This is a genomic window from uncultured Chitinophaga sp., from assembly GCF_937874145.1.
Taxonomy (GTDB): Bacteria; Bacteroidota; Bacteroidia; order Chitinophagales; family Chitinophagaceae; genus Chitinophaga.
This window is the reverse complement of sequence record NZ_CALNBI010000024.1, coordinates 1-19,878: the sequence shown is the minus strand read 5'-3', so window position 1 is coordinate 19,878 and position 19,878 is coordinate 1. Positions and strand designations below refer to the sequence as shown.

Annotated in this window: 18 protein-coding genes and 1 riboswitch; of the genes, 13 read left to right on the top strand and 5 right to left on the bottom strand. The window is 55.6% G+C overall.

The window, feature by feature from the left end; genetic code table 11:
- Positions 1 to 107: 107 nt before the first annotated feature.
- The 4 genes from Q0510_RS00820 to Q0510_RS00805 all read left to right on the top strand — a co-directional run bounded on the left by Q0510_RS00820 (position 108) and on the right by Q0510_RS00805 (position 4,012).
- A complete protein-coding gene (locus tag Q0510_RS00820) occupies positions 108 to 1,931 on the top strand; it encodes a 7TM diverse intracellular signaling domain-containing protein (RefSeq protein ID WP_298707348.1) in 1,824 nt (607 codons plus the stop codon).
- Positions 1,918 to 2,574 carry a response regulator transcription factor gene (locus tag Q0510_RS00815; protein ID WP_298707347.1) on the top strand — a complete coding sequence of 219 codons (657 nt, stop codon included), beginning with the start codon at positions 1,918 to 1,920 and terminating at the stop codon, positions 2,572 to 2,574. Before Q0510_RS00820 ends, Q0510_RS00815 begins: the two co-directional genes overlap by 14 nt.
- A 54-nt stretch (positions 2,575 to 2,628) precedes the next feature.
- Complete coding sequence (gene aqpZ / locus Q0510_RS00810) at positions 2,629 to 3,342, top strand: aquaporin Z (protein WP_298707346.1); 714 nt, start codon at positions 2,629 to 2,631, stop codon at positions 3,340 to 3,342.
- Between the two features lie 97 nt (positions 3,343 to 3,439).
- A complete protein-coding gene (locus tag Q0510_RS00805) occupies positions 3,440 to 4,012 on the top strand; it encodes a cupin domain-containing protein (protein ID WP_298707345.1) in 573 nt (190 codons plus the stop codon).
- A gap of 162 nt (positions 4,013 to 4,174) precedes the next feature.
- Here the strand turns inward: Q0510_RS00805 and metE are convergent, their stop codons facing one another.
- Entirely contained in the window at positions 4,175 to 6,475 is a 2,301-nt protein-coding gene (gene metE / locus Q0510_RS00800) for a 5-methyltetrahydropteroyltriglutamate--homocysteine S-methyltransferase (RefSeq protein WP_298707344.1), read from the bottom strand.
- A 143-nt stretch (positions 6,476 to 6,618) separates the two neighbouring features.
- A riboswitch (cobalamin riboswitch) is annotated at positions 6,619 to 6,815 on the bottom strand.
- Positions 6,816 to 7,116: 301 nt separating this feature from the next.
- Here metE and Q0510_RS00795 point away from each other — a divergent pair.
- From Q0510_RS00795 to Q0510_RS00775, 5 genes are all read left to right on the top strand, one after another.
- Complete coding sequence (locus tag Q0510_RS00795; RefSeq protein WP_298707343.1) at positions 7,117 to 7,482, top strand: response regulator; 366 nt, start codon at positions 7,117 to 7,119, stop codon at positions 7,480 to 7,482.
- Between the two features lie 147 nt (positions 7,483 to 7,629).
- Complete coding sequence (locus Q0510_RS00790; protein WP_298707342.1) at positions 7,630 to 7,866, top strand: hypothetical protein; 237 nt, start codon at positions 7,630 to 7,632, stop codon at positions 7,864 to 7,866.
- A gap of 43 nt (positions 7,867 to 7,909) precedes the next feature.
- Positions 7,910 to 9,172, top strand: a complete 1,263-nt coding sequence (locus Q0510_RS00785) for a Y-family DNA polymerase (RefSeq protein ID WP_298707341.1) — start codon at positions 7,910 to 7,912, stop codon at positions 9,170 to 9,172.
- A complete protein-coding gene (locus tag Q0510_RS00780) occupies positions 9,172 to 9,651 on the top strand; it encodes a hypothetical protein (RefSeq protein ID WP_298707340.1) in 480 nt (159 codons plus the stop codon). The genes Q0510_RS00785 and Q0510_RS00780 overlap by 1 nt, the downstream gene beginning before the upstream one ends.
- Positions 9,652 to 9,661: 10 nt before the next feature.
- Entirely contained in the window at positions 9,662 to 10,411 is a 750-nt protein-coding gene (locus tag Q0510_RS00775) for an SOS response-associated peptidase (RefSeq protein ID WP_298707339.1), read from the top strand.
- Between the two features lie 9 nt (positions 10,412 to 10,420).
- On the opposite strand, the gene Q0510_RS00770 is transcribed toward Q0510_RS00775, so the two are convergent.
- A complete protein-coding gene (locus tag Q0510_RS00770; protein WP_298707338.1) occupies positions 10,421 to 12,409 on the bottom strand; it encodes an ATP-binding protein in 1,989 nt (662 codons plus the stop codon).
- 644 nt (positions 12,410 to 13,053) lie between these two features.
- On the opposite strand from Q0510_RS00770, the gene Q0510_RS00765 reads away from it, so the two are divergent.
- The 4 genes from Q0510_RS00765 to Q0510_RS00750 all read left to right on the top strand — a co-directional run bounded on the left by Q0510_RS00765 (position 13,054) and on the right by Q0510_RS00750 (position 17,398).
- Positions 13,054 to 14,448 carry a cytochrome ubiquinol oxidase subunit I gene (locus tag Q0510_RS00765; RefSeq protein WP_298707337.1) on the top strand — a complete coding sequence of 465 codons (1,395 nt, stop codon included), beginning with the start codon at positions 13,054 to 13,056 and terminating at the stop codon, positions 14,446 to 14,448.
- 12 nt (positions 14,449 to 14,460) lie between these two features.
- The gene (cydB, locus tag Q0510_RS00760) at positions 14,461 to 15,495 is read left to right on the top strand and encodes a cytochrome d ubiquinol oxidase subunit II (protein ID WP_298707336.1); all 1,035 of its coding nucleotides are present in this window, start codon (positions 14,461 to 14,463) and stop codon (positions 15,493 to 15,495) included.
- Between the two features lie 292 nt (positions 15,496 to 15,787).
- The gene (locus Q0510_RS00755) at positions 15,788 to 16,747 is read left to right on the top strand and encodes a YafY family protein (protein ID WP_298707335.1); all 960 of its coding nucleotides are present in this window, start codon (positions 15,788 to 15,790) and stop codon (positions 16,745 to 16,747) included.
- Positions 16,748 to 16,795: 48 nt separating this feature from the next.
- Positions 16,796 to 17,398 (top strand): GyrI-like domain-containing protein, encoded by a 603-nt coding sequence (locus Q0510_RS00750; RefSeq protein WP_298707334.1) that lies wholly within the window; start codon positions 16,796 to 16,798, stop codon positions 17,396 to 17,398.
- A gap of 6 nt (positions 17,399 to 17,404) precedes the next feature.
- On the opposite strand, the gene rnc is transcribed toward Q0510_RS00750, so the two are convergent.
- The 3 genes from rnc to Q0510_RS00735 are packed head-to-tail and all read right to left on the bottom strand — an operon-like array spanning position 17,405 to position 19,651.
- Positions 17,405 to 18,133: a ribonuclease III gene (gene rnc / locus Q0510_RS00745; RefSeq protein ID WP_298707333.1), complete on the bottom strand. Its 729-nt coding sequence runs from the start codon at positions 18,131 to 18,133 to the stop codon at positions 17,405 to 17,407.
- Between the two features lie 4 nt (positions 18,134 to 18,137).
- Positions 18,138 to 19,391 (bottom strand): beta-ketoacyl-ACP synthase II, encoded by a 1,254-nt coding sequence (gene fabF, locus Q0510_RS00740; RefSeq protein ID WP_298707332.1) that lies wholly within the window; start codon positions 19,389 to 19,391, stop codon positions 18,138 to 18,140.
- A gap of 23 nt (positions 19,392 to 19,414) precedes the next feature.
- Entirely contained in the window at positions 19,415 to 19,651 is a 237-nt protein-coding gene (locus Q0510_RS00735) for an acyl carrier protein (protein ID WP_012788038.1), read from the bottom strand.
- Positions 19,652 to 19,878 lie beyond the last annotated feature (227 nt).

Below are 19,878 nucleotides of genomic sequence, written 5' to 3'. Positions count from 1 at the left end.
CAGCTGTTTACAAATTTTTCATTTCCTTCCCGCAGCGCTTACCTTTGCACATTATGGGTAACAATGCCTATATCCCCTGTACACACCAATCGTAATTTTGCCTGAGTATGTTGCGCAGCCTCTTTTTATTCCTATCGGGATTGCTGGTTTTCCTCTCTTTTGATGCCGCGGCCCAGCGGCCGGGATTGCCGTCGCGGAAGGTCGCGCATCCGCTCCTGCTGGAAGACGCCGGCAGGGAATTAACTATCACCGAAGTGGCTGCCATGGCGGATCGGTTCCGCCGTTCGGACAACGCCGTGGCCATTCCCGGCGCCACTACTTCCGCATGGTGGGTGAAGTTTGATGTGGAAAATCCGCTGGACGACAACCTGTACATTTCCATCGCTTCCGCCGGGCTCCAGGAAATCGATCTCTATCACGAATCCATCCCCGGGCAGTTCAGCAACGTCAGTTACCGCGCCGGCGCATCGGGCGACAAGCAGATCATCCAGTCCAACATGCCGCTGCTGCCGCTGCATGCCCCTCCGGGAAAGCAGACCACGTATTATCTTCGCGTAACCGGCAACGCCGTGCTGCAGCTCCGCATGGAAATTTCTTCCATCGAAAACCACCTGGCCATGCAGCGCGAAGACGATTTCATCAACGGCATCTTCTACGGCGTGCTGGCCGCGCTGATGGTCTACAACCTTTTTGCATTCCTCACCCTGCGCGACGTCACCTACCTGCTGTACGTTTTATACATCCTGTTCTCCGGCATCTCCACGCTTATCCTCAACAACTACATCCTCGTTTTCTTTCCCGGCGCCGGCTGGCTGAACGAGATGACCACCGGTTTGCCCGGGGGCATGTTGTTCGGCGTGCTTTTTACCAATGCATTTTTACGGGTGAAGCAACATGCGCCGCGGATCTACAGGCTCAGCGCGCCCGTCTTGCTTTTCATCCTCGCAGTGCCGTTGGCGGCGGTGTTCATCCCCTGGCCGGTGATGTATGTGGTGCTGGAAATCGCCATGTATGTGACGTTCGCTTACTGGCTCCTGGCGGGCGTTACGGTGTATATGAAGGGCTTCCGGCCGGCGGTGTACTTCCTCGTGGGGTTCAGCCTGCTGATCGGGCTTGGCATGGTGTATAACATGCGCGACAATGACCTGTTGCCCGACAATTATTTCACGCGGCATTCGGCACAGCTGGGAACGGCGCTGGAAGCGATTATCCTCTCCTGGGCGCTCACCAGCAAAGTGAATTTCTACAAACGGGAAAAGGAAGCACTCCAGCGCCATGCGCTCGAGCAAAGCAGCGCATTCTCCAAAGAACTAATCCGCATCCAGGAACACGAACGCAAGCGCATCGCTTCCGAACTGCACGACAGCGTGGGCCAGCAGCTCATACTGATCAAAAACCGCCTGCTGATGCTCCGCAACAAAACCCAGGATGCCGAAGCGCAGTCGTTGTCGGTAGACCTTTCGGGCAACGTGGCGGACACGATCCAGGAGATCCGGAACATTTCTTATTCCCTCCGCCCCTACCAGATGGACATGATGGGGCTCACGCAGAGTATCCAGAGCCTGGCCGACGAAACCGGCGACGCCGCCAACATCGTCATGGAAACGGGCATCGACAATATCGACCATCTCTTTTCTCCCGAAAACGAGATGAACGTTTACCGCATCGTGCAGGAGCTGCTGAACAATATGGTAAAGCATGCCGGCGCCACGCGATGCAACCTGCGCATCCACCGGGCAGTGTGGCTGATCAAGATCATCGTCACCGACGACGGCGTAGGGTTTACAGGCAAGAACGAACATGGCTTCGGCCTGCTGGGCATCCGTGAGCGCGTGCAGATCATGGGCGGCCAGTTCATCATTCATCCGGACGAAGGCGCAGGCGCGGCGCTGACCGTCAACATTCCCATCTCGTATCATGAACACACTTGATATCCTCATCGCCGACGACCACCCGATTTTCCTCAAAGGCCTCCGCGAGGTGATAGAATCCGGCGGCAACTACCGCGTCATTTACCAGGCCGCCAACGGCCGCGAAGCGGTAGACGGTGTACGCTCCAAGCACCCTGACGTGGTGATCCTCGACATCGACATGCCCCAGCTGAACGGCCTGCAGGCGGCGGAAGAGATACTGCTTACAAAGCCGGAGATGCCCATCATCCTGCTCACCATGCACAAGGTGAAAGACGCGTTCATGAAAGCACTGGAGATCGGCATCCTGGGATATGTATTGAAAGAAAACGCCGTGGTGGACATCATCCATGCGATACAATCGGTAACGGCGGGCAATGCGTACATCAGCCCGGAGATGTCGACATATTTGTTGCGCCAGAAGCACAAAACGGCTGCCGGCGCGGGCGACATGCTGGCCACGCTTACGCCTTCCGAATTCCGCATCATCCACCTGGTGGCGGCTTACAAGACGAGCAAGGAGATCGCCGAAGAGTTGCACATCAGTGAAAAAACGGTGAGCAACCACCGGATGAACATCACGCGGAAATTATCGCTTTCGGGGAAAAACAGCCTGCTGCGGTTTGCCATCGAGGCAACGGGCGGGAGTAAAACGGGATTTTGAGAACAACAATAGCGGGGGTTGGTTTGTATTTATAGGTAACTAAAACAAACCCACATGGAAATCAAGTCTTCCACAAAGTATTTTGTCGAGATGATCGGCACATTTGCTTTAGTATTTTTTGGTTGCGGCGCGGCCGTCGTATCGGGTGTGCTTCCTGCAGGGCCGGGCCCTGCGGGGATCGGGCTGCTGGGGATCGCATTTGCGTTCGGGCTGGCGGTATTGGTGATGTGTTATGCGATCGGCGGAATCTCGGGCTGTCATATCAACCCTGCCATTACCCTGGCCATGCTTACCGCAGGCAAGATCAGGGCGGCAGATGCGCTGGGGTACATTATCGCCCAATGCGTTGGCGCAGTGCTCGCGGCGTGGGTGCTGTGGACCATACAGAAAGGGCTGCCCGGCTGGCAAATGGGCGAGTGGGCCCTGGGGTCCAACGGCTGGGGCGAAGGATATGGATCGGGATATAACATGGCCTCCGCCTTTATCGCCGAAGCCGTGCTTACTTTCCTTTTCCTCTTTGTGATCTTCGGCGCTACCGGCAAATGGGGCAACGGCACCACCGCCGGTGTGGCGATCGGCCTTACGCTTACCTGTATTCACCTCTTCTGCATTCCCATTACGGGCACTTCCGTGAACCCTGCCCGCAGCCTCGGCCCTGCGCTCTTTGCGGGCGGTACGGCCTTATCGCAGCTGTGGCTCTTCATCGTTGCGCCTATCGTGGGCGCTATCGCAGCGGCGCTCGTTTGGCGCGCGATGGACAAATCGTAAGTACCATTACCCAGATATTTAAGTAATACTACCAGTGCGGCAAAGCTTTTGCCGCACTTACTTTTGCTGCCGTACTCAACCTCAAAACCGCAGTTGCATGGTACGGCAGGGATCCGTTATTTTCAACCCTTACAACCAGGAGCAGTTCACTTTTCTCCAGACTCACGCCAGCACCGGCGGCGCATACCTGCAGATTGCCGTGGTAATAGGCCCTGGAATGGAAACGGCCTGCGGCTCTCTCCGGCACCGGCACCCGCTGCAGGAAGAACGGTTCATGGTCCATTCCGGCAGCCTGTGGATGGAAACGGGCCGCACTGCCCGTCTGTACCACGCCGGCGAACAGGTGATCGTTCCGCCCGGCACCCCGCATGCATGGCGCAATGGCAGCCGGTCGGAACCCCTTCATTTCACATATGAGATCGCGCCCGCCATGCAATGGGAATGCATCCTGGAAACATTATGGTCGCTGTCCCAGAAAGGCGCCCTCAACCGCCAGGGCCATGCCTGCTTCCTGCAACTCGCCGCTACCCTGCACCGCTACCCCGATCACTGCTACATGGCAGGCATGCCCGTAATTTTCCAGAAATGGTTATTCCGCGCCATGGCCCGGATAGCCAAATGGCTGGGATACCGGCCCTATCACAAATACCGCGGCGTGGGAGGATTGTAACAGGTCACAATGAATACAAAAAGGCCGTCAGCGGGATCTCCCCGCTGCGGCCCTCAAATAACGAAAGAAGCTTCTAATGAAGAGATGGTATGGCTGGAGCAATCCGGTCTTATCAATGAAGCTGAAAAGAGGCCGCGCTGTTCCCGGCGCGGCTATTTCACTTTATACAGTTGCTTTCACACCGGCCCTCACCGCCCTGGCGGCGCTGACCATATTGCGGAGCGCGGCTTCCGTTTCGGGCCACTTCCGCGTCTTCAGCCCGCAATCCGGGTTCACCCAGATGTTGCGCGCCGGCAGGTATTCGGCAGCCTTGTGCAGCAAAGCTTCCATCTCCCCCGCACCCGGCACCCGCGGCGAATGGATGTCATACACACCGGGCCCTATCTCATTGGGATACCTGAAATCCGCAAATGCTTCCAGCAACTCCATCTGCGACCGCGACGTTTCGATCGTAATCACATCCGCATCCATCGCGGCAATATGCCGGATGATGTCATTGAAATCACTGTAACACATATGCGTGTGGATCTGCGTATCATCCTTCACGCCCGATGCCGAAACGCGGAAGGCGCGCACGGCCCAGTCGAGGTATTCCCCGCGGTCGGCCTGCCGGATGGGCAATCCTTCGCGGATGGCGGGCTCATCGATCTGGATGATGCCGATCCCCGCCGCCTCGAGCGCCACCACTTCATCGCGGATCGCCAGCGCGATCTGCGCGGCGGTTTCGGAACGGGGCTGGTCGTCGCGCACGAAAGACCACTGCAATATCGTTACCGGACCGGTGAGCATTCCCTTCATCGGCAGCGCGGTGCAGGATTGTGCGAACACCGACCATCGAATGGTCATATCCCGTTCGCGGCTCACATCGCCGAAAATAACGGGCGGCTTTACGCAGCGGCTGCCGTAGCTCTGCACCCATCCGTGCTGCGTGAATGCGAAGCCTTCGAGCTTTTCGCCGAAATATTCCACCATATCATTGCGCTCGAATTCGCCGTGCACGAGCACATCCAGCCCAATGTCTTCCTGCAGCAAAATGGCTTCGCGCGTGGCGGCTTCCAGCGATGCGTCGTATTGTTCCGCCGTGAGATCGCCTTTTTTGAAAGCTGCGCGCAGCGTGCGGATATCGGCCGTTTGCGGGAACGATCCGATCGTGGTGGTGGGATACATGGGTAACTGGAAGCGCTGCTGCTGGAGGGTTTGCCGTTCAGGGAAGGCCGATGCCCGTTGTGCATCGCGTGCGGTGACGGCCGCGGCGCGCGCTTTCACGGCGGGTTTGTGGATGCGGGAAGATACAGTCCGCGCGGCGATGGCAGTTTTGTTCTTTTCCAGCAGTCCCGCATCACCATGAAATACCCGGTCAAGCCCGGCCACTTCCTCCAGCTTCTGTTTGGCGAACGCCATCCAGGACCGCAGCTCCCCGTCGAGCGCGGTTTCCAGGCCGAGGTCGGCGGGCGTATGCAACAGGGAGCACGACGGCGCGATCATTACCCGGTCTTCTCCCAACATCTCCACCGCCTGCCGGATAAAACCGAGCGATCGTTCGTAATCGTTCTTCCAGATATTGCGCCCGTCGATCACGCCGAGGGACAACGACATCTTCGGCGGCAGCAGCGGCAAAAGCGCGCTGAGCTGGCCCGGATCGCGGACAAGGTCCACATGCAGGCAGCATACGCCCAGGGAAGCGGCCAGGGCAGCGTTGTCGCGGAGCCCTTCGAAATAGGTGGCCACCATCGTCCGGAGGCCTTTACAATGCTTAGCGATCTCCGAGTAGGCGTAACGGTACGCATCGGCGGCGCCGGCGGGGAGGTCGGTGGCGAGGAAAGGCTCGTCGAGCTGCACCCATTTGGCGCCCATGTTTTGCAGGCGCTGCAGGGCTTCGATGTAGACGGGTAGCAGCCGGGGAAGCAGTTCCAGGCGATGGAAGCCGGGTTCCTTCTCCTTGCCGAGCAGCAGGTACGACACGGGGCCTATCAGCACGGGCTTGGGCGTGGCTTTCAGCAGATGCCTGGCGGCATCGAAGGCGTTGAACACTTTGTTGGAGAACAGCCTGAATGTCTGGCTACGGCGGAACTCGGGCACGATGTAATGATAGTTCGTGTCGAACCATTTGGTCATTTCCATGGCGGTGAGGTCGAGGCCGTGTTCCTGGTAACCACGGGCCATGGCAAAGGCGAGATCGGCTTCGGTGTTCTGCGGCAAGTCGGTCACCACGGGCGCATAGCGGTCGGGGATGGCGCCCACGAGGAGCGAGGTGTCGAGAACGTGATCGTAGAAACTGAAGTCATTGCAGGGGATGAGGTCCATCCCGGCGGCTTCCTGCAGGCGCCATTGTTCCTCCTGCAGGCGTTGGGCGGCAACGAATAATTCCTGGCGGCCGATGCGGTGTTGCCAGTAATCCTCGCAAGCTTTCTTCAGCTGGCGGCGGGCTCCCATGCGCGGGTAGCCGAGGGTGTGTTTAAGCATACGCATAAAACTTTTAAAACATTAAGAAACTTAATGCTCCTTACGGTTTTCGTATGCTTTCAGGGATTGGAAAAGGTACGGAACGGCATAACGGGGCACAGGTTGCCCCCGATGCGTCCTGACCATTGCTTCAAATCGCGAAAGCATGATCTTACATAGCGGGCAAGTATCCTGGCTTGTAACATTACCGCCGTTCTTCTCATCCTGTTCAGGTCAGGACAATGAACTTGGTGGGCGGTAACTTTGACAGTTACTTACAGTTGCGCGACAGCCCGTGATTTGCACACGGTTCCTTTTTAAAAGCGGCGTTGGCCGCCTACCGCACTATGGAAAGAATGAATCGGGTAAAGAACTCGGGGCCAAAGATAGGAATGCCTGTCATCAATTCCTATTATGATCATGTTTGTTAACGCCCATTAACCAACGGCTGTTTTGGCACAGTATATGCAAATAGAGGGTCGTAACGGCTTATACCTAGTAGATTGAACATTACCGTAAAGCCATATAAAAGATCAGACGTATACCTGTATACTCGCCTCTGTTTTTATTGAACTTCCACTTTAGCAGCATAGATCAAAAAGTCAACGCGTCCGCGGCAGGCCTTCGTGTGCCTGTGCTGCAGTGGGTAATAGTGATCGTATATGAAAAGGATATTGGTTATAGAAGATGATTTATTAATGATACACGTCGTAGAGTTAATCATTCAGAAAGAAGGGCACCATGCAGACCTTGCCTATAATGGAAAAGAAGCGGCCATGTTACTGGGGACGTACGACTACGACCTCGTGATCGCCGATCTCAAGCTGCCATTCCCTTATCTCGACGACCTTTCCGCGCAGTTGCGCAACCAGCGGGCGCGCCGGCCGATGCCGGTGATCCTCGTATTGCCCGCTTATTTCGTGATGGACAGTATTTCTTCCTGGTTTGGTATGGAAGCGGAAGAAATCATCATAAGGCCTTTCAGTCCTGTAGAGTTAACCAGCAAAATCCAGGCGCTCCTGAACTAAGGGCCCTGCAGCATTCCTTCCTCACCAGGCCCCCGGCCGCAGCTGCTTCCAGGCAAGTGGCCGGCGCCTGTAAGGAATTCCTTCCTACGTCTTACATCATAACATAGTTCTCACCAGACCGCCAGCCCGAATGGTATTCATCCGGGAATGACGGATATTTGCCCCATGGATATTTTTACCATCACGATCGACGGGCAGCGCTTCGAGGTTAAGCCTTTCGTCAAGGGTTACGGCATGGCGTTTCATGTGGACACCGGCGAGGGGCTGGTCGTTTTCGAGCTCGACGAGGAGGATAACCTGCGCGCCATCGCCCAGGGCCCCGTGCCGCCGGACACTGTACTGGTAGGCAGGATCGCCGATGCGATCGTAGCGCACTACGCCTGAAATGCCAATATTTTTAGCTATGTTTGCTAATATAATTAGCACGATGGTCGCCCTGGTTGATTGCAACAATTTTTACGTAAGCTGCGAAAGGCTCTTCCATCCCGGTGTGCTGCAGCGCCCGGTGGTGGTGCTCAGCAATAACGACGGCTGCGTGATCTCCCGTTCCGAAGAAGCCAAAGCCCTCGGCATCCGCATGGGAGCGCCGGCGTTTTTCATGGAAGACATGCTCCGCCGTCATGATGTGGCCGTCTTCTCTTCCAATTACACCCTCTACGGCAGCCTCAGCCAGCGCGTCATGCAGGTATTGAATGCCTTCGCGCCGGAGATGGAGGTGTATAGTATCGACGAAGCCTTTCTCGACCTGGCCGGCCACGCGCAACCCGGCCGCCTGGCCGCAGCCATCCGCGGCGGCGTGCTGCAGGACGTGGGCATCCCCGTGTCGGTAGGCGTGGCGCCCACCAAAACGCTCGCGAAAATGGCCAACCGTTACGTCAAGCAATCGAAATTGCCGGAAGGGTTCCTCGTGCTGGATTCCCCGGCCGCCACAGAAGCCGTCATGGCCGCCACGCAGGTGGAAAACATCTGGGGCATCGGGTCGCAATATGCCGCCATGCTGCATGAGAAGGGATTCCATACCGCGCTGGACCTTTCCCGTGTACCGGATGATTTTGCCCGCCGGGAACTGACCGTGCAGGGGCTCCGGCTGGTACACGAGCTGCGCGGCATTCCCAGTATCGGGCTGGAGGAAACGGCGCCGCCGAAAAAGGCCGTTTGCGTGGCGCGCTCCTTCGGGCAGCTGCTCACCGAAAAGGACGACATCCGCGAAGCCCTCGCCAATTACACCGCCGTGGCCGCGCGGAAGCTGCGGGCACAGGGCTCGCGGGCCACGGTGATCCAGGTGTTCGTGCAAACGAATAATTTCCGCGGGCAGGATGCGCAGTACCACCGGTCCGTCAACCTCCGCCTTCCCGTGCCCGCCAGCAGCACGCGCGAGCTTATCCATCACGCGCTTTCCGCCCTCGACCGCATCTTCAAACCGGGATACAATTACAAAAAGACCGGCATCACCGCCATGGACCTGGTGCCCGATTCGCAGGTGCAGGAAAACCTGTTCGAATCCACCGACCACGACAAGGAGAAAAAGCTCATGCAGGCGCTCGACGGGATCACGCGGCATTTTGCCGGCAAACCGGTGCTGCGCTTCGCGGTGCAGGGCGGCGACAAGAAATGGGCGCTGCGGCAGGAGCGGCTTTCGCCCTGCTATACCACACGCCTGCACGACATCATCAAAGCCAAAGCCGACTGATGCATAACCCGCTCGCCATATTGAAACCCGCCGTGCTGGAAGGGCTCCTGGCCGCAGGGCACCGCTGGTTCGTGCGGCAGCAATATCCGCGCGGCATGCACCCTTCGCTGAAAGGGGCTTTCCTTATTTCCGCGTACCGCTCCATCGGTGAAGCACGCGCGCATATGGAAGCCATTCCCACTGATCCGCACCGCCGCGTGTACGACGGGGAAGACGCCGCCGACCGGGAGCGCCTCTTCGCCGCAGCCGCCGAGCCGGAAGGCTACCACATCTACATCGCCCTGCTCGCGAAACGGAAATGGCATCCCGATCCCTCCACAGGCGCCGCTATCAAGCAATACGTAAGAACGCACACCAACTGGAAGGCCGAACGGAAAGAAAATCTCCAGGTGTCCCTGTTCATCCAGTTTGGCGAACTTTTCCTTAATTTGAAAACGAAACAGGAAGAAATCAAAATACCCTTCTCCGACATCGAATAAACCTGATCCCATGTGCTACGACCTTTCATTTTCTGCCAGCATCGCCTCCGTATTCGACTATCTCCCCGACCTGAAGGATATGGGGCAGCTCGACCTCCACTTCGAGCCCACCTATCATAAAGTGGCGCAGGCCTATCCGAAATGGCCGGTGGTGGTGCAGGAGCAGGGCGAATTCAAGCTGAAAAGATTCGAATGGGGCGTTATTCCCCATTACATGAAAACGCCGGAAGAAGTGAAAAAAGGCCGGAAATGGATGGTGAACGCCAGGGCCGAAAAAGTCCTCGACGCCAAAGCCTACTGGAACCGCATCCGCAACAACCGCTGCCTGGTGCCCGCCACCGGCTTCTTCGAGCACCGCGAGATCCCCGGATGGAAAAATAAAGTCCCCTATTATATCCACGTGAAAGACCGCGAGATTTTCTTCATCGCAGGGCTGTACGCCTGGTCGCATCTCCCCAATCCGGAAACAGGTGAGATCCCCGGCACCTTCACGCTCATCACCCGCGACGCAAACAATCTCATGTCGCGCATCCACAACGGCGGCGACAATGCCGGCCGCATGCCCCTCATCCTCCCGCGCGAACTGGAAAAGGAATGGCTGCGGCCCGACCTGTCCGACGAAGGCATCCGGTCCATTCTCGCGTACAGCATCCCTTCGGAAGAGCTGGCTTACTGGACGGTGAATTCCGTCCGCAAAGCGAAGCCCGACGACGAAAACGTGATCGCCGAAACACCATGGGCCGATCTGCCCGTCCTGTAAACTTTTTTATTAACTCACCTTGATGGCCCGTAAGGGGTAAGGCGTTTGCTGCCTGGCGGCGCGGAGGTATTGATCGATGACATTATAGAGCCGGTCGAATTCGATGGGCTTGATGAGATATTCGTTTACACCTGCGCGTATGGCTTCCTCCTGCTGCTCGCGGAATGCATCCGCGGAAATGGCGATAACGGGGATGTGGCTGAGCCCGGCGTCCTGCCGGATCTGGACGATCACTTCGTGTCCGGTCATCCGGGGCATGTGCATGTCGAGGATGATGAGATCGGGGCGGACGGCCCTGGCCAGCCGCAGGCCATCTTCCCCGTTGGCGGCCACATGCAGGGCTATGCCTACATGCGAGAAAAAACGTTCCATGATGAGCTGGTTGATCTCACTGTCTTCCATGAGCAGCACGCGCGTTTCGGCGGGGAAGGCGGTGTATTCGGGAACGATGTCGGGCTGGCAGGTGCCGGCTTCGGTATTTGAATCGGATTCGGCGATCAGCGGCAGGGTGACGGTGAACGCCGTGCCGGTGCCGGGCTCACTGCGCAGGGAGATGGTGCCGCCCATCATTTCCACGATGCGCCGGGTGATGGTGAGGCCCAGGCCGGTGCCGCCGTACGTTTCGTGGATAGATGCATCAGCCTGTTCGAAGGGCTGGAAGATGACGCGCTGCTTCTCTTCCGGGATACCGATCCCTTCGTCGGACACGCAGATACACCATTGCGAAGGCTCTCGGCGGAAGCAGTGGAGCGTTACCCTCTTTTTCTCCGGCGAAAACTTGATGGCGTTGCCGAGCAGGTTGTTAACGATCTGGGTGAGGTGGATACGGTCGCCTTCGATGATGGAAGGCAGGCGGTTGTCGATCTGCAGCTGGATGGCCACGCTCTTGACCTGCGCCGCATTCTGGTAGATGGACGAGATGCTGCGCAGCCAGTCGCGGAGGTTGAAGGGCTCGGGTTGCACCTGGTCGATCTTGCCGGCTTCTATGCGGGCGAGCTCAAGTACGTTATTGACGATTTCGAGGAGGCTGTGGCCGCTGGTGCTGATGCTTTCGATATAGGCGAGCACGCTTTGCGGGATGCGGTTGCGGTTGTCGGTCTCGTTGAGCAGCAGGTACGTCATGCCAATCACCGCGTTGAGCGGGTTGCGGATTTCGTGGCTGATTTCCCGGAGGAAGGCGGACTTCGCGGTATTGGCTTTCTCGGCCGCATCGCGCGCCTGCATGAGCTCTTCCCGCGCGGTTTCCAGTTCTTTCAGCTGGGAAGTGAGCATTTTATCCTGGTCGCGCAGCTGGCGGTTGCTGTTCTTGAGGTTGCGGATCATTTCCTCCATGGCGATGGTGTTGGCATTGAGGGCGTGGGTCCGGGCGCTGACTTCCTGTTCGAGGTGCACGTTGTAGGCAGAGAGTTTGACGTTGGCTCTTTTCAGCTCGGCGTCCTGTTCTTCCACCATGCGGTTCTTCACGAGCAGGGTTTTGTTATTTTCCAGGAGCCGCTTGAACAGTCCCTTGATATTGCCCTGGTAAAAGGAGATCACCATAAAATTGAGTGCGAGCACCACGGTCATAATGAGCCACCTGAAAACATAGAGCTCGTTGCGAGTCATGTCCATGGGTGTAACGAGCTGGAAGTAATAGTTGATTTCGAGGAAGGAGAGGCAGACGAGGATCATGAGGATGCAGTAGAAGCGGAACTCTTTCTCCCTGGGGGTGCAGATGAGCAGGGGCACCCCGATGAGGAAGAGGCCGAGGAAATGCACCTGTGTGCTTTCGCCGAAGGTGGCGCCGTAATAAAGCATCACCATGCAGAACACGAACATGAGCATGAACTTGGCGGCTTTGTAATAACCGCGGTGGTTAAACGCGAGTATGGAAAGGAAGCCGCAGACGAATCCCATCGCGGTGTAGAAAATGGACCAGTCTCCCGAAACCCATGCAAGGCTGACCCCGCAGAAGGTGCAAAGCAAGGCGGTGATAAAACTGAAGGAGTTTACCACCATCAAACGCTTTTCGTCCCCTTCCTTTGGGTTCGGCTTCAGGCCAACACGTTTAATGATATTGAACCATCCCGTTAACATTCAAAAAACTCTCTTCTATAATTTACGGATTTTTATCCAGAGGCGCTATATAAATCTTTCCGCGCCCGCGTCCCGCTCAATTACTTCATCAACCCCACCAAACAGCAACAAACCATTAACATTTTCCGGCATCGCAAAAATAAAGCCCGATGAACATCGGGCCCTGAAGTGATACTTTCCATTATTAATATCTGAACTTACTGGTATCTATGGTGGATGCTTCTGAAAATTAACAAGTGCCGGCGGCAAATTTTGTTAATTTCTAGTTAACGACGTTTTAGGAGAAACAAGTCCGGGGAGAACCCCAGACCTGCTAAATACGCTCCAATTTAACTGCATGGAAGGGCAATTCTCTCAAACCACCCCTGCCATGGTGCCCCAAAATTAGACGCCTTCCCTGCCTGCCCGTGTTAAATGATTGTTATTGAGAAATCCGCTAACACTTACTTGTTTGAGAATGACGGGCGAACACATTAACTTGATCATAATCAGGACAGCAGCCTGACGTTCATCAGTACCACACCCTGTCCCCCGCCCTACTTTTGTGCAAACTTAAAACCCTTGGCATGCCGTCCGTCGAAATACTCAGCCGCATACAGTTCGCTTTCACCATCGCCTTCCATTACATCTACCCGCCGCTCAGCATCGGCCTGGGCGTTTGCCTCGTTATCATGGAAGGCATGTACCTGCGCACCGGCATCAAGATGTATGAAGACATTACCCGATTCTGGATCAAAATTTTCGCCCTCATCTTCGGGATCGGCGTAGCTACCGGCATCGTCATGGAATTCGAATTCGGCACCAACTGGGCCACCTATTCCCACTACGTCGGCGATATCTTCGGCAGCGCCCTCGCCGCAGAAGGCATCTTCGCCTTCGCCCTCGAATCCGGGTTCCTCGGTATCCTCCTCTTCGGCTGGAACCGCGTCTCCAAAGGCGTTCACTTCTTCTCCACCATCATGGTCGCCCTCGGCTCCATCTTCTCCGCCCTCTGGATCGTGATCGCCAACTCCTGGCAGCAAACACCCACCGGCTACGTGATCGAAGGCGAAGGCATGCAGGCCCGCGCCGTTATCACCGACTTCTGGGAAATGGTCTTCAACCCTTCTTCCGTCGACCGCTTTTCCCACGTCATCCTCGGCTCCTTCCTCGCCGGGTCGTTCCTTGTCATGAGCGTGGGCGCCTGGTACATCGTCCGCAACCGGTTCGTGGCGCCCGCCAAAGCCATGTTCAAGGTCGGGCTCTCCGTAGCCGTGGCCGCCGCCCTGGCGCAGCTGTTCACCGGCCACCGCTCTGCGCATTACGTCAGCCAATACCAGCCCGCGAAACTCGCCGCCATGGAGGGGCATTGGGACTCCTCCGCCGTGGCGCCCATGTATCTCTTCGGCTTCGTCGATAATGAAAATGGAAAAACTACTGGGCTCGCCGTGCCGGGAGGGCTCTCCTTCCTCACCCATGGCTCCTTCAACGCCCCCGTAACCGGCCTCAACGCCTTCCCTAAAACGGAACGCCCCACCGCCGTCAACTTCGTATTCCAGACCTACCACATCATGATCGCCATCGGCATGATCCTCATCGCCATGACCCTCCTGGCCGTGTATTACCTGTGGCGAAAACGGCTGTTTAACAAAAAGTGGCTCATGACCCTCTTCGTCTGGGCCGTGCTCCTCCCCCAGATCGCCAACCAGGCCGGCTGGTACGCCGCGGAAGTAGGCCGCCAGCCCTGGGTCGTGTACGGGCTGCTCCGCACCTCCGACGCGCTCAGTAAAGACGTAAAAGCCAACCAGGTCGTGTTCAGCCTCGTGCTCTTCACCCTCGTCTACACCCTCCTGTTCATCCTCTTCATCTACCTGCTGAACAAAAAAATCCAGCACGGGCCGGAAATGACGCCCAATGAAGAGGACGAAAGCGACGAATTCTCGAAACGTAATATCAAACAACTGCAATCACCCGGACACTAAACCCTTTCACGCATGGAAACGATTCTCGGACTCGACCTCCCCACTCTTTGGTTCCTCGTGATCGGGGGCCTCATCACCGGCTACGGCGTGCTCGACGGGTTCGACCTGGGCGCCGGGGCGCTGCACCTCTTTTTCAACAAGGAAGAAAGCCGCCGCATCGCGCTCAACGCCATCGGCCCGGTGTGGGATGGCAACGAAGTATGGCTGGTAATAGCCGGGGGCGCCCTTTTCGCCGGGTTCCCGCTGGTGTATGGAACGATCCTTTCCACCTTTTACGTGCCGTTCATGCTCTTCCTGGTAGCGCTGATCTTCCGGGCGATATCCATCGAATTCCGCAGCAAGGAGCCCATGGCCTGGTGGCGGAAGATGTGGGACGTCAGTTACATGGTATCGAGCACGCTCATCACCCTGCTGCTGGGCATGGTGCTGGGCAACCTCATCCAGGGGCTGCCGATCGACGCGGAGCATTCCTTCAAAGGGGACCTGCTCACCTTCTTCAATCCCTACGCACTGCTCATCGCCGTCACCACTCTATCACTGTTCATGCTGCACGGCGCCATTTACCTGGTCATGAAAACCGAAAACCGGCTATATGTAAAGCTGACGGTGCTGGTCAACAACTGCAGTAAATTCTTCATCCTCTGCTTCATCCTTTCCTCCATGGTAACGCTGATCTACATCCCGCATATGACGGAGGAATTCAAAAACCATCCCTGGCTGTTCCTGTTGCCGTTATTGGCCGTGCTGACGGTCCTCAATATCAAGCGGAACATCGACGGGCGGAAGTATTTCACCGCCTTCGTCTTCTCCAGCTGCATCACTGCCATCCTGCTGATCCTGTTCGCCATCGGGCTGTATCCCAACATCGTGATCAGCACCCTGGACCCGGAATGGAGCATCAGCATTTATGAAGCTGCATCTTCCCCTAAATCTCTGAGAATCATGTTATTGATGGCCGCAATCGGCACGCCGCTCGTGATTTCGTACACTATTTTCGTGTTCTGGACATTCCGCGGGAAGGTGAAACTGAATGAAATGAGTTACTGATAAGGCGGAAACAAATAAGAAGCCCCGGCAAGGAATTGCCAGGGCTTTACCATTTAACCTAACTATATGCTGTAACAGCAACTAGTTTCTTTAGTATGTTGAATATCGTTTGTCGGACTGTTTATTGGTTAGACGTCGAACCAAACAAAAACATGCGTGTTGAAACATATTTTTTTTAAAAAGCCATAAAAGCGGAAAATCTTAGTCTTTCCATTTAATAAGATGCCGGAAACGGTAGAAAAGTTTAAAGGACGGAGGCCCGGCAGGCTAAATTTGTCATTACATTTGACGTATGAACCGCATCGACCGTTTAACCGCTATACTTGTTCAGCTGCAAGGAAAGAAGATCGTGAAGGCGCAGGAGATCGCAGACCGATTCGATATCAGCCTGCGCACCGTTTACCGCGACGTGAGGGCGCTCATGGAAGCCGGGGTGCCTATTGGTGCGGAGGCGGGAACGGGCTATTACATCGTGGATGGGTATCACCTGCCGCCCGTGATGTTCAACCGTACCGAAGCCGCGGCCCTGCTGACCGGCGAAAAGCTCATGGAAAAACACAGCGACCGCTCCAACCAGCAGCAGTTCAGTTCCGCCATGCAGAAGATCAGGGCCGTGCTGCGGGGGAGCGATAAGGACTTCCTTGAGTCGCTCGACGAAAATATCGCCGTGCTGCGCGACAACCGTCCGGATAACGAGCAGCAGTTTCCCAACCGGTTCCTGAGCGACATCCAGGAAGGGCTGGCGAACCAGAAGGTGCTGTCCGTCGAATATTATTCGTTTTACAACGACAGTATCTCGCGCCGCGAAATTGAGCCCATCGGGATATTCCACATGCACAGCAGCTGGCATCTCATTGGGTGGTGCCGTCTCCGGAACGATTACCGCGACTTCCGGGCGGACCGCATAAAGTCGTTGCACCTGACGGACCAGGGGTTCGACAAGTCGAAGCGGATCACATTGCAACAATACATTTCAAAGGAATATGTGTCCGATCCGGACCAGCCGAGCCTCATCCGGGTGCGTATTGCGAATGAGGTGGCGCGCTGGCTGGGGCAACAGAAATATTATTACGGATTTGTGCAGGAGAAGGTGGGAGATGGCCATGTGGAAATGGATTTCCTGTTCCACAGCCTTCATTATTTTTCGCGCTGGATGCTGATGCTTGGGAAGCATGCCACCATCGTGGAGCCGGAGGACCTGAAGATCATCATCCGCCAGCAGATTTCTGAACTGGGGGAACATTACTCCTGACATACGGTTGTCATACCCGGCTGTTTCCTTTGCATAAACGACCATGACATGCAAAAAACAGATCTCGCCAAAGAGTTTCGACAATATTACCGTGCCCGGCCCGTGCCGGAGCTCATTACTGTTGCCCCGGGGCAGTTTTTAACTGTGGAAGGCGCGGGGGATTCCTATGCGGAGGAGTTCCATCTCAAGATCAAGGCGCTTTGGGCTACGGCGTATAATATCCGTAAGATTTGCAAGCTGCAGGGGAATGATTTCCGGATGCCTTCGCTGGAGTGTTACTGGTGGACCGGCAGCGGGGCGCCGATGCCCGCGGTAACGGCGGAGGAGTCGAACTGGAAGCTGGCTTTGCAGATGCCGGGTTTTGTGACCCGCGGGGATTGCCGGCAGGCGGCGGCGCTGGCGGGCAATAAGAAGCTCCCTTTCCTGGATGCGCTGCGATTTGAAGCGATGCCCCAGGCCCTGGCGGTACAGCTGTTGCATACGGGATCCTATTACGAGGAAGAGGCCTCCGTGGCCAGGCTGCACCAATACATCCGCCAGCATCACCTGGAGGTGAACGGTTCGCATCACGAAATTTACCTGAACGATCCGGGCAAAACGCCGGTGGATAAGCTGCAAACGATCCTGCGCCTGAATGTTAAGGCGGGTTGAGGAGGATTATTTATCATCCCCGCCAATGCCGAGCAGTTCAATAGCTTGGGAGGCAGCGATCTGGCTGGCATCTTTTTTATTGAAGGCTTTACCGGTACAGATGAGCTCGCCGTCGAGCATGGCGCCTACGGTGAAGATGCGGCGGCCATTGTCCATCTGTTCTTCGATGAGTTCGAATTCGAGGGATTTGCCGTTTTTATTGGCCCAGCCGTACAGTTTGTTTTTATGGTTCATCTCTACGATCTCGAGGGCTTCGAGGTCGATATAGGGGACGAGGATGCGTTTGTGGACGAACTGTTTGGTTTTGTTATAACCGCGGTCGAGGTAAACGGCGCCAACGAGGGCTTCGAGGGTATTGCCGAAAATCTGGGAGATTTTGAGGAAGGAGTTGTATTTGTCGTAGATCGTCAGTTTGCGGAGGCCCATTTTGATGGCGATATCGTTGAGCTGTTGGCGGTTGACGATTTTTGACCGCATTTCGGTGAGATAGCCTTCTGTTTTGTAGGGGTATTTTTTGAAGAGGTAGTCGCCGATGATGGCGCCCAGGATAGCATCACCGAGATATTCCAGGCGCTCGTTGCTCTCAAGGAATTTCTCCTTGCTGGAACGGTGGCTCAAAGCGACTTCATACAGTGCCAGGTTGCCGGGATGGAACCCGAGCAGGTTGTAGAGGTCTTTGTACAGTCGCTTTTTCCCGTATAAAACTTTATATAGGAATCCTGGAATTAGTCTCACACGATCAAGGAACAAATTTTTTGAAAATAACGGAGGCGTTGTGCCCGCCAAACCCGAAGGTATTGCTGAGGGCGGCTCTCACGTCTCTTTTTTGTGCCACGTTAAAAGTGAAATTCAGTTTGGCATCCAGCTGGGGATCGTCGGTGAAGTGGTTGATGGTGGGAGGTACGAGACCTTCCAGAATGCTCTTGATGATGGTAATGGATTCCACGGCTCCGGCAGCCCCGAGGAGGTGCCCTGTCATGGATTTGGTGGAGCTGATGTTAAGATTGTAGGCTGCTTCGCCAAATACCTGCTGAATGGCCTTTACTTCCGCAATGTCGCCGAGCGGAGTAGAGGTTCCGTGTACGTTGATGTAGTCGATGTCTTCCGGTTGGAGGCCTGCATCTTTAAGGGCTTGCGTCATCACGTTCATGGCTCCGAGCCCTTCGGGGTGGGGAGCGGTGATGTGGTGGGCGTCTGCGGATGCGCCGCCGCCGGCGAGTTCGACATAGATTTTAGCGCCGCGGGCCATGGCATGTTCGTAGCTTTCCAGCACGAGTGCGCCGGCGCCTTCGCCCATGACAAAACCATCACGGTCGAGATCAAACGGCCGGGAGGCTGTTTTCGGATCGTCGTTCCGTTCGCTGAGCGCCTTCATGGCGTTGAAACCGCCTACGCAGGGCTCATTGATGATGTTTTCGGATCCTCCGGAAATGATTACGTCCGCCTTTCCGTAGCGGATGGTGTACATGGCTTCGATCAAGGCATTGGTGGCCGAAGCGCACGCGGATACCACCGAGAAGTTAGGGCCTCTGAAACCATGACGCATAGATATATGCCCTGCGGCAATATCCAGAATCAAACGGGTGATCAGGAAAGGGCTGAAACGAGGTGTTCCGTCCCCGGAATGGAATTCCTTTAATTCATTCGTGAAGTTGATCATCCCGCCAACGCCCGTACCCCAGATCACGCCAACCCTGTCAACATCCACGGAGTTGCGGTCGATTTTCGCGTCCGCCACTGCCTGATCGGCTGCGATGACGGCGGTTTGCGTGAACGGGTCCATTTTGCGTGCATCCTTCTTATCCATGAAATTCGTAGGATCGAAGTCTTTCAGCTCACAGGCAAAACGGGTCTTGAATTTGGAAGCATCAAACTGCTTGATATAATCAGCGCCCGATACACCGTTCGCCAATCCCTGCCAGAAAGCATCTACGGAATTGCCGAGCGGTGTCAGCGCGCCTAAACCTGTAACGACTACTCGTCTTGGTTGCATTAAAACAGTTCTGATTTGTTGGATTATTTTACGTGTTCTTCCAGGTAAGCTACTGCCTGGCCAACAGTGGTGATTGTTTCTGCTTGTTCGTCAGGAATGGAGATGTTGAATTCTTTTTCGAATTCCATGATCAGTTCTACCGTATCCAAAGAGTCAGCGCCCAGGTCGTTGGTAAAGGAGGCTTCAGGAGTTACCTCGGCTTCGTCAACGCCTAATTTGTCAATAATGATCTTTTTAACTCTTGATGCAATGTCTGACATAATTTTAAGTGTTTTTGAAACTTGACTGCAAAAATATAATTTTTATTCAATTGCCAAGGATTCGGCAGAATTTTAACCCAGAATTTCCATTTGGTAAACAACAATGTACTCTAAGATACCCTACCACAGTGGGTTTCAGACTACACCGCATAAACGCTGCCGATCATATGTATTCGCTTTATCATCCTTGAAAACACCCCTTTTCACTCCATTTTTACCCTTTTTCA